The sequence below is a fragment of the Segetibacter sp. genome, assembly GCF_025963695.1.
In the GTDB taxonomy this organism is placed as follows: domain Bacteria; phylum Bacteroidota; class Bacteroidia; order Chitinophagales; family Chitinophagaceae; genus Segetibacter.
In genome coordinates this window covers 22517-31960 of the sequence record NZ_JAOQAH010000119.1, presented here as the reverse complement: position 1 = coordinate 31960, position 9444 = coordinate 22517, and the positions used below count along the sequence as shown (strand labels likewise).

The 9444-nt window shown below is 40.1% G+C and carries 9 protein-coding genes; 3 read left to right on the top strand and 6 right to left on the bottom strand.

The features are described 5' to 3' along the window. Positions 1–161 precede the first annotated feature (161 nt). From JWR87_RS19890 to JWR87_RS19875, 4 genes are all read right to left on the bottom strand, one after another. Positions 162–629 (bottom strand): FKBP-type peptidyl-prolyl cis-trans isomerase, encoded by a 468-nt coding sequence (locus JWR87_RS19890; RefSeq protein ID WP_297823595.1) that lies wholly within the window; start codon positions 627–629, stop codon positions 162–164. 298 nt (positions 630–927) lie between these two features. Continuing rightward, positions 928–2757 carry an alpha-amylase family protein gene (locus JWR87_RS19885; RefSeq protein ID WP_297823593.1) on the bottom strand — a complete coding sequence of 610 codons (1830 nt, stop codon included), beginning with the start codon at positions 2755–2757 and terminating at the stop codon, positions 928–930. 43 nt (positions 2758–2800) lie between these two features. Next, the gene (locus JWR87_RS19880; RefSeq protein WP_297823591.1) at positions 2801–3658 is read right to left on the bottom strand and encodes a glycoside hydrolase family 16 protein; all 858 of its coding nucleotides are present in this window, start codon (positions 3656–3658) and stop codon (positions 2801–2803) included. Positions 3659–3814: 156 nt separating this feature from the next. Continuing rightward, positions 3815–4246 (bottom strand): DUF2141 domain-containing protein, encoded by a 432-nt coding sequence (locus tag JWR87_RS19875; protein ID WP_297823589.1) that lies wholly within the window; start codon positions 4244–4246, stop codon positions 3815–3817. Positions 4247–4344: 98 nt separating this feature from the next. Here JWR87_RS19875 and JWR87_RS19870 point away from each other — a divergent pair, with 98 nt between their 5' ends. The 3 genes from JWR87_RS19870 (at position 4345) to JWR87_RS19860 (ending at position 7587) form a co-directional block, all read left to right on the top strand. Continuing rightward, positions 4345–5643, top strand: coding sequence for a glycosyltransferase (locus JWR87_RS19870; RefSeq protein WP_297823586.1), 1299 nt, complete (start codon positions 4345–4347; stop codon positions 5641–5643). A gap of 78 nt (positions 5644–5721) precedes the next feature. Next, positions 5722–6195, top strand: a complete 474-nt coding sequence (locus JWR87_RS19865) for a sterol desaturase family protein (protein WP_297823584.1) — start codon at positions 5722–5724, stop codon at positions 6193–6195. Positions 6196–6390: 195 nt separating this feature from the next. Beyond that, entirely contained in the window at positions 6391–7587 is a 1197-nt protein-coding gene (locus JWR87_RS19860; RefSeq protein ID WP_297823582.1) for an acetylxylan esterase, read from the top strand. A gap of 293 nt (positions 7588–7880) precedes the next feature. On the opposite strand, the gene JWR87_RS19855 is transcribed toward JWR87_RS19860, so the two are convergent. Both JWR87_RS19855 and JWR87_RS19850 read right to left on the bottom strand, forming a co-directional pair. Continuing rightward, positions 7881–9053, bottom strand: a complete 1173-nt coding sequence (locus tag JWR87_RS19855) for a DUF5009 domain-containing protein (protein ID WP_297823580.1) — start codon at positions 9051–9053, stop codon at positions 7881–7883. Continuing rightward, on the bottom strand, positions 9038–9328 hold the full coding sequence (locus JWR87_RS19850) for a hypothetical protein (RefSeq protein ID WP_297823578.1): 291 nt from the start codon (positions 9326–9328) through the stop codon (positions 9038–9040). The genes JWR87_RS19855 and JWR87_RS19850 overlap by 16 nt, the downstream gene beginning before the upstream one ends. Positions 9329–9444: the final 116 nt, after the last annotated feature.

Here is a 9444-nt window from a genome sequence, read left to right as displayed (position 1 = left end):
TTTATGAATACGAAAGAAAGTGAGTTGACCAAACATTGTTGTAATGAAAAGCAGGTAAAACTTAAGTTCGGCCTCTGTTGCCGGCCACTGTTCTGTAATAGTATGTAGAGGGCGAAATATTTTGGAGGAAATATTTGCCATTAAACAAGGCTATGCCTGAACTACCTGAAAGCTTTCAGATCAATTGTAAAAATCAAATTAGAGTTTGCAGGTATACCGTCTCTAGCCCCGCTGCCATAGGCAAGAGAAGGGGGCAGATATAAAGTGATACTACCACCGGTACCGATAAGAGGTATCCCCTCCTGCCAGCCAGTGATAAGGTCAGATAGAGAGAAGACAGCACTCGGACTGCTATCAAAGGTTTGTCCGTTAGTAAACTTACCTACATATGCTACTTGCACGGTTTGACATACTGTTGGCCTGGCAGCAGACCCAGGTGTTGTGATAGTATAGAAAAACCCTCTTGGATCAGCAGTTGCACTAATGTTATTTGCATCGAGGTAGGCTTTCAGTGTAGCTACTTCTGTAGCAGGAGCAGAAACATTTACGGACGGGCAAGCTTCCTCTTTTTTGCTGCAACCTACTATTGTAATTACTACGACAACCAGCAAACTCCATATTTTTTTCATTCTTATCACTTTGGTGATGCAATTTAGGTTATACACGAGTTGAACAAACCAAAAACACAAGTTTGTTGAAACTTTTTTACGAGTTCGCTCCCAATACTTGTACTACCGGAGCCTCTGGCCGTTGTACGTTCGTTTCAAATACCCGCCTTTCTTAAGCGGTTCGCGCTCAATGAGCAAATATCAGCTGTGCGCGATGAGTATTGATAACAAAGTACAAGGGAGTGACACAACAAAAGCTGGATTATGGGCATTAGCTCGTTCAAAAACATTGAAAGCAATGAACAAAATTTTGCTTAGACTAAAACTTTAGGATAACAGCTTCAGAAGGGGGCACTTTAATCTCAATTCCATCATCGATATTTTTTACATGGTAGACCTTATGGGTTGTTAAGTTAGTGAGGGTGTAGGGTTGGTTGCTTCTAAGCTGTAATATTTTTGTTAGCCCATGCGGTAGGACAATTTTTGTTTCAATTGCTTTATTTCTATCGAAATTTGCGACAACCAGCACGCGTTGAGTTGATGTATAACGTATATAAGCATAATTTTTATTGCTAAAACCGGGCTGTGGTAACTCATAAAAATTGCCGGAACGAATGGCATTGGTGGTAGCAGAAACATTGAGGAGTTGGGAATAAAAACGGCGAATCTCCTTTTGCTCGTCTGTTAGCCCCGCCCCATCAAATTTTCCATCATTCATCCACTTCTGGTGATTTGGTACACCCCAGTAGTCGAATATAGTAGTGCGATTATTTTCGCCTGCAAAACCCGCCTTTCCCCTACCCGGCTCTCCTACTTCCTGTCCGGAATAAATCATTACCGGACCGCTTCCCAGTGTTGCTGACACTACCATTGCCGGCTTTGCATAACGTGCATCTTTAGCAAACCCGTCTGATGCAATTCGTTCTTCGTCGTGGTTTTCAAGAAAGCGAAGCATTTGAGATGAGAAGCCGCGGCTTTCCTCTTTCCAAACATGTGTTATGTCCTTTACATCTGCATTTGGTTCATCCTTAATTAACCTTTTGAGTGCGTCGTACAAACCCACCTTGTCGTACAGAAAATCAAATTTACCGGCAGTAAAGTAGTTCTTGAATTGAGCGGGATTATATGCTTCGCCGATAAAAACAATTTTTGGATTTATTTTTTTAACCTGCGGAACAACCCAATTCCAAAACTCTACCGGAACCATTTCGGCTACATCACACCTAAATCCGTCGATATTTTTCTTTGCCCAAAAAGCCAGTATATCTCTCATTTTAATCCAGACCGGTGCCACAGGATTGAAATAAGTTTTCTTACCACCCTGGTAGTCTACGCCATAATTGAGCTTAATTGTTTCGTACCAGTCGTTGATAGAAGGTTTTGGAGAAAATACATCGTTGCCTGTTGCTTTAGCAGGGTTTTCATCAAATTTGCCGTCTTTCATCGGATGGCGAAAATTTAGTCCGCCTGCATCTACACCCTCCGGTACTATAAGATGTTGCGGGGCGATGTAATAGAAATCGTTCGTAGGGAAAAACGGTTTTGTCTTATCATCGTCTTCGCCAAAATCTTTTACCCCGGCAGGTCTTGCATCGGAGTTGTAGGTGCGGGCAACGTGATTAGGAACAAAGTCCATTATAACTTTCAACCCATGTGCATGTGTTCGTTTAATTAATGCCTCGTATTCGAACATCCTGTTTTTTACATCGACCGCCAAATCGGGATCAACATCGTAATAATCTTTTACTGCATACGGAGAGCCGGCCCGGCCTTTTACTATATCAGGGTCATCGTACCTAATACCGAAGGCAGTGTAATCGGTCATGGTAGCATGTTCAATAACGCCGGTGTACCAGATATGAGAAGCGCCAAGCTTTTTGAGCTCATCAAGCGCTTTGTCGTCAATGTCATTAAACTTTCCAACTCCGTTTTCTTCTTTAGAACCGTAAAACTTATTTGTGGCGTTTTTATTTCCAAACAGCCTTACCAACATTTGATAAATGACAAGCTTGTTATCGGTTATTACTTCTTCGGTCGTATTGTCTGAAATCATTTTACGGGAAGTTGATTTTTGAGATATACCATTTATTGAAAACAAAAAAACAGGAGCAATAATAGCTGCGAGGTATATTCTTTTATTTGGTGACATTTAGTTTGACTGATTTTATCGATGCTCTTGAAAATAAGACTTTTCACTGTTTTTGGTAAACCCTAACATAATCCACCTCGAACTTGTTTGGAAATTTTGTATTACTTAAATCACCGCCATTTATACCGCCCATTGCTAAATTTAGCAGCATGTAGTGTGGTTGTTTAAACGGGTTAACTCCTGATCCATCTTTGTTTACAAGTTTAGTTAGCTCCACCTTGTTTAACAGTTGGTCATCCAAATAAAGTGCTATTGCATTTTCGTCCCAATCCATTCGCCAGGTATGAAACTTTGAAGCCCATTTATTGCCACCAACTGAGTCGATTGAAAATGTATTGCTATACCACTCTGCTTTTTTGTCAGGACCAATACAGGCTACGTTGGCCAATAATTTTTTTCTGTAATATTCCATGATGTCTATTTCACCGTTGGCAGGCCAACGTCCGGAAACACCCAGCGTCCACCAGGCAGGCCAAAGACCGGCGCTAATGTCTATTCTTCCTCTCATGATAAAACGACCATATTTCCACGAATGCTTACCTGAAGTATTTATACTTGATGAGGTGTATTCGATGTTCCGGCGGTTCCTTCTCCAGTCATTGCTGCCCGCCTCGTACCTGGGATTAGGCTTTAATTCTTTACGACCTTCTATGATTAATATTCCTTTTTCGCAAATAACATTTTGTTCCTGGTACCATTGCATTTCTTCGTTGCGGGTAAACCCTTTTTCGTATCGCCATCGGGTTGTATCGGGTGCGCCCCGTTGATTAAACTCATCGAACCATACAAGTTTATATCCATCTCTTTCACCTGTTTTTCCTAACTGCGATTGTGTTACGCATCCCGTCAAGGCTAACAAGCATGGAAGCATAAAAACAAGCAGAAATGTTTTAACCTGCATAAATCTCTATTTACGAACTAAAGTATTTATTTCTTTTTGTAGCTAAATAAAAAAACAATTGTACAAGTGTGCGACGCAACGAAAGACGACTTTTTTGCTACTGCTGGCTTCAAAAAAAAATGGCGGAAATCAGAGGGCAAATTACTCGCGGCGATTTTATAGATTTCTGATTTTCACCTGGAGTCTTACGGTAGCCCTATCCTCAACCAAAAATTTGTTTTCGTCGTATGTAGGAGCGCCTGCAAAAGGCAGCTTATTTTTAGAAGCGCCGTAACCTTCCTTTGGAATGCCAATAAAATTTTTATCTATCTTATTATTGCTATTTGCGTCGTGAAAAATAAACAGGGCATATGTACCAGCGGGTACATTAAAGACTGCGTTGGCAGTAAGATTTTTGACAGGTATAGCAATACATTTAAAAGGCTCGCCACTCTCGCCCTTAAAAGATGCAGGGTTATTAAAGAGGCATGCCCTGCACACGCCTTTATCATTTTTAAAATTACTAATCTCGGCCACTATCCGGTTTTGACCCACAGCAACAATAGAAACGAGGCAGAGAATGGCAGTAAAGCAAAGGGGTGTCTTCATATTTCAAAAAATCTATTGAAGTCAAATATTCAAACTTTTAAGCATATAATTTGTTATACTTCCTTGTTACAAAATTAATGGTGATATAAAGAGGAATAATGCAGAACGTTCAGCGCTACCCCAAACCCCTGTTACTTGTGTTTCCATACAACGTGATGGCGCACTACCTGAGGTGTCTGCAGCTTTGTAAATATCTAATGCCGCATTTTGATATTCGGTTTGTTTATTCGGCAAGGTTTCATCCATATATTAAAGATGCAGGTTTTGAAACTTTTGATTGTGCGGCTTTAAATGCTGAAAAGGTGCAAAAGTGTATACAATCATTCAACTTCTCGTGGCTGAATGAAAGCGATTTAAATTTTATATACAACGACCAGGTAAAAGTGCTTCGCGAATTACAACCGGCAGCAGTCTTAGGAGACATGGCTCCAACGTTACGAATGGCCGCTGAAAAAACCGGTGTTTATTACTTCTCAATCATCAACGGCTACATGAGCAAGTATTATGCTTATGTGCGACGAATGCCCAAAAAGTACCGGCTTTACAAACTGTTTAATTTATTACCACCCTCCCTGCTTGAATATTTTACTAACATTGGCGAGCAGTTATTTTTTGAGGACATGCACCGTTCCTTTAACAAGATACGCAGACGGGAAAAGCTATTTGCAAAGCGTTCATATATGGAGGAGTTGGAAGGCAATGCAAACCTGGTGTGTGACCTTCCTGATTTGTTTCCCCAAAAGAATTTGCCCTCAAATTATCTGATCGTACCCCCGCTATTTCATGAGGCAACCAATGACTCAGCTGATATAATAGAAAAGCTGATACCTGGCAGAAAGACTTTGTACGTAAGCATGGGAAGTACAGGTAACTGGAACGAAGTGAGTTTCTTAAATAACGAAGAATATAAAAAATACAATATTGTGACGGCCGGCGATATGGAAAAGATCATCAACGGAACGAACGTGTTCTCGTATTCGTTTATTAACAATAAACGACTATTTGACTTTATTGATCTTGTTATTTGCCATGGTGGTAACGGAACCATTTACCAGGCATTGAGTCATGGTATACCTGTTTTATGTAAAACCTCGCATGTGGAGCAGGAATATAACGTGGATGGTGTAGAAAGGGTGGATTTAGGTAAGAGCCTTGATGAGATTCATAATGCCCCAGATTATTTTGCAGTAATAGAGGAATGGATAGAAAAGAAAAACGCCAAGGAGTTCACTGCTATTAAAAATAGAATACTGGAAGCAAACGCACAATTTGAGACAACGATAGCAGATTTGTTAAACATGCAGTTCTATAAAAACAAAACAGCGGAGAAATTGTTAGACGGTGAGCAGGAAAGAACCCGATGTGAGGAGGAAGAGTTGGTGGTGAGGAATGCTTGAAGAAACGTTCTTTTACCATTTCAATTAACTTTACCAATAATGATTATTATGGCGCAAGTTTAAATAATATAGACAATTATGGAGTTGGTCATTAAAAACATACTTATTACACTGGCAGCTTTTATAGCAATGGAAGCAGTTGCATGGTTTACCCATAAATATATTATGCACGGCCTTTTGTGGAAACTCCATAAAGACCATCATAAAAAGGATTCGTACGGTTTCTTTGAAAGGAACGATTTCTTTTTTTTAATTTTTGCTTTACCGGGAATCACTGCTTTATATTTTGGAATGGAGGACAACTATAGTTTTCTTTTCTTTATCGGACTAGGCATCACGTTATACGGCTTCACTTATTTCCTGGTGCACGAAATATTTATTCACCAGCGGTTCAAATATTTTCGTAATACCAACCATACTTATTTTAAAGCTATTCGCCGCGCACATAAGGTGCACCACAAACATTTGGAAAAGGAAGAGGGTGAATGCTTTGGTATGTTGTGGGTGCCCATGAAGTTTTTCCGGGACACAAAGAGTAAGGTTTCTGCTTAGACTTTCTTGTACTTCTTGCCCATTTCTTTACGGTAATTTCTCCGCTACTTTTATGTTTTTGTTGTAATACTATTCCAAGTCTAAAGAATAGAAAGTTTATACTAACTTTTCGGATTAGGAAGAGAGCACCTCTCTTCCTAATCCGGTTGCGGTATTTACTTTTATTTAAACTGTGCTTTCTAATTCTTTTATTCAATGAATAATAAAAAATCTCTCTTGTTGTTGTTACTTGTCTGTCTAAACAGCTTACTCTCTTACAGAGTCATTGGTCAAATTACTGACACAACGCTTCTTTGCCGTGGAGCTTATTTTACTGAAGCTGAAGGAAAAGCCTCCCTTGAAAGGTTTGCTTCAACATACCATAATAAGAAAACATGGGAAACAAGAGCAGAGCGCATCAGGCAAAAAATTATTACCGGTGCCGGACTTAGTAAATTTCCTAAAAACACCCCTTTAAAACCTGTTGCCAATAGTAAGCGAACATATGATGGTTATACTGTTGAAAATGTATCGTTTGAAAGTTTGCCTGGCTTCTTTGTAACAGGCAATTTGTTTCGTCCCGTTGACACACAAACTTCGTATCCTGCTATCCTTGCTGTTCATGGACACTTTCCTGATGCGCGCTACCAGGAATACGTACAAAAGCGTTGCGCCACCTTAGCCCGGATGGGTGCCGTGGTATTGGCGATTGACATGGTTGGATATGGAGATGCTACACAATCTTCTCATAAACATCCTTACAGCCTTTCGTTGCAAACGCATAATAATATGCGTGCAATTGACTACCTACTTTCGTTGCCCGCAGTGGACAAAAGCAGGATTGCTGTAACTGGAGAATCAGGTGGAGGAACGCAAACAATACTGCTTACAGCGCTTGATAAACGAATTGCTGTTTCAGTACCGGTAGTAATGGTTTCGGCCCATTTTTTTGGAGGTTGTGTATGTGAAAGCGGATTAGCTATCCATAAGAGTAAGGATTTTCAAACCAGCAACGTGGAAATAGCTGCATTAGCTGCTCCACGTCCGATGCTGTTAATCTCGGACGGTAAGGATTGGACAAAAAATAATGCGGTTCTAGAATATCCGTATATCAAAAACATCTATCGTTTTTATGGTAAGGACGGAAATATTGAAAACATTCACCTTGCTGATGAAGGACATGATTATGGTATCAATAAAAGAAAGGGCGCATATACTTTCCTGGCGAAGCATCTGAAACTTTCGCTCGGTAAAGTATCAAACGAAAATGGTGAGATAAATGAAAGTTTTGTAACTGTGGAAACACCTGAAAAATTACAGGTTTTTAATAAGGAACATATTCGTCCTGCTTATGCAATTATTGGTGATGAAGCGGTAACTAAGATGGTTGAGAGTATGCCAGCTGAGAAGTAATGTTAAAACAAGATCCGGCCTTTCGTGAAGCTGGGGCCAGGTAAAAGTAAAAAACTGTAAATGGTGTTAAGTGAAGCTGGCCTATACCCCGATGTCATTTAGTTAAGTACCGAATGCACCGTTTTTGCAAGGAGGAACCACGAAGCAACCTGCTTTAGTAAACAAATGAATTATGTAGGCAGTTGATTGCTTTGTTCCTGGCAATGACGCACTACTTCTTTCTTTCTAAACATCTTAACTAAACACCGTTATCCTAAACCCTGTAGCTTCCAGCTTTTTGAGAAAAATTTGAATTACACTCTCAGGAATATTTTCTTTTTATATAGCACATAAAGAAAAAGCCACTTTATCATTACAATGCACACAGCCATTACTACAGCGTTAAAAGGATTTCCTACCAATTGGTCAAGCCATTTAAAAAATCCATTTGTTGTGTAATTCCAGTTAATGAATTTGCCGGAGATGTAAATGAGGATGGAGTTCATTCCGATTACTTTAAAGAAGAAGGCCCAACTTTTATAGCCCAGTACATCGATGACGTAATAAAACACCGATAATAAAAGCAGACTTAGACCTGTGGTATGCAATACAAACGAGCTTGACCACATATTTTTATTGATAGGAAAATCAAGGTTCCAGAGTTGGGCAAGAATTAATGAAATAACTCCAAAGCCAGCTAGCCAGAGCGCCTTTTTTGATCCGTTTACCTGACTATTTTTCAGGAAACTTCCTGCTAATATTCCGGCCAAAGCGGTGCTGATTGCAGGGATATTATTAAAGAAGCCAACTGTGTCGTGGATGCGTAAAGAAAGTTTTCCGGGCAATATTGTTCTGTCAACATAAGAGGCAAAGTTGCCTTCCATGGTAAGATCACCGGGTAGAAAACCAGGTGCCGAAGTAAGCTTCAGAATTAACCAGTAGCCGACTAGTAGTGCAGCAAACCATATTACCTGGGCCCTTTGTTTTGCATAGAGATAAATAATGTTAGCAAGCATATAGGCAATACCAATTCTACCCAACACACTTGAAATACGGAAGTCGGATAGGGGTCTTATTTGTAACCCGTTATTATAGATCATTCCCAGAATGACGAGTATGAGACCACGCTTTATCACCCTCATCATTAACTGCTGGCGGCTCTTGCCTTTTTCCAATTCACGCCCTACGGAGTAAGGTGTAGATACGCCGGCCAGAAAAAGAAAAAGAGGAAAGATTAAATCATAAATGTGAAAGCCGTTCCATGCGGGATGTGTGAACTGGTTTGATATTGCTCCCCAAAAAGGATACCCTGTTGCCTTTGCAAGCTCATGAAAAATTTCTTCTGCGCCCATAATCCATACCATGTCAAAACCCCGGAGGGCGTCTAACGAATAGAGCCGTTGGGTAACGGCAAGCTCAGGCTTATGTGCAACAGCCGAAGTTGATACTTGTACCGTTTTGATTGGTGCATCTAATGATACTGGCATATATTACTATTTATAGCGAAAAGAACTTTTACCGTTGCGATGGGATGAATAAAGAGAAAACTGTACAAGGGTGCGACGCAACGGCTGCCGGTAAAATTAGTTCCTACTGCCAGGCCCCGACTGTTTACCCCCCTACTTGCAACGGTAATACGATCGTTTGCACCAATTATATTTCCATAACTTTTTGGAGCAAAGCCCCGAAGAATAGCTCCGAAAGAAACAGCGGCGCCGCCTTTAGCTGTATTGCTAATAAAATCTCTGTGCGAATTATTCATAGCTATTTTTTAAAAAATAAACTCCAACTAATAATTTACTTTTCAGCTGTACGTACTTTAAAAATCTGTAAGTGTGCCAGGGCTGTACCAAATATAATATTTTGGCTGCTTGTAAA

Coding starts and splice junctions, on each gene's coding strand:
- JWR87_RS19890 (WP_297823595.1), bottom strand. CDS start 629: ATGAAAAAAATATGGAGTTTGCTGGTTGTCGTAGTAATTACAATAGTA.
- JWR87_RS19885 (WP_297823593.1), bottom strand. CDS start 2,757: ATGTCACCAAATAAAAGAATATACCTCGCAGCTATTATTGCTCCTGTT.
- JWR87_RS19880 (WP_297823591.1), bottom strand. CDS start 3,658: ATGCAGGTTAAAACATTTCTGCTTGTTTTTATGCTTCCATGCTTGTTA.
- JWR87_RS19875 (WP_297823589.1), bottom strand. CDS start 4,246: ATGAAGACACCCCTTTGCTTTACTGCCATTCTCTGCCTCGTTTCTATT.
- JWR87_RS19870 (WP_297823586.1), top strand. CDS start 4,345: ATGCAGAACGTTCAGCGCTACCCCAAACCCCTGTTACTTGTGTTTCCA.
- JWR87_RS19865 (WP_297823584.1), top strand. CDS start 5,722: ATGGAGTTGGTCATTAAAAACATACTTATTACACTGGCAGCTTTTATA.
- JWR87_RS19860 (WP_297823582.1), top strand. CDS start 6,391: ATGAATAATAAAAAATCTCTCTTGTTGTTGTTACTTGTCTGTCTAAAC.
- JWR87_RS19855 (WP_297823580.1), bottom strand. CDS start 9,053: ATGCCAGTATCATTAGATGCACCAATCAAAACGGTACAAGTATCAACT.
- JWR87_RS19850 (WP_297823578.1), bottom strand. CDS start 9,328: ATGAATAATTCGCACAGAGATTTTATTAGCAATACAGCTAAAGGCGGC.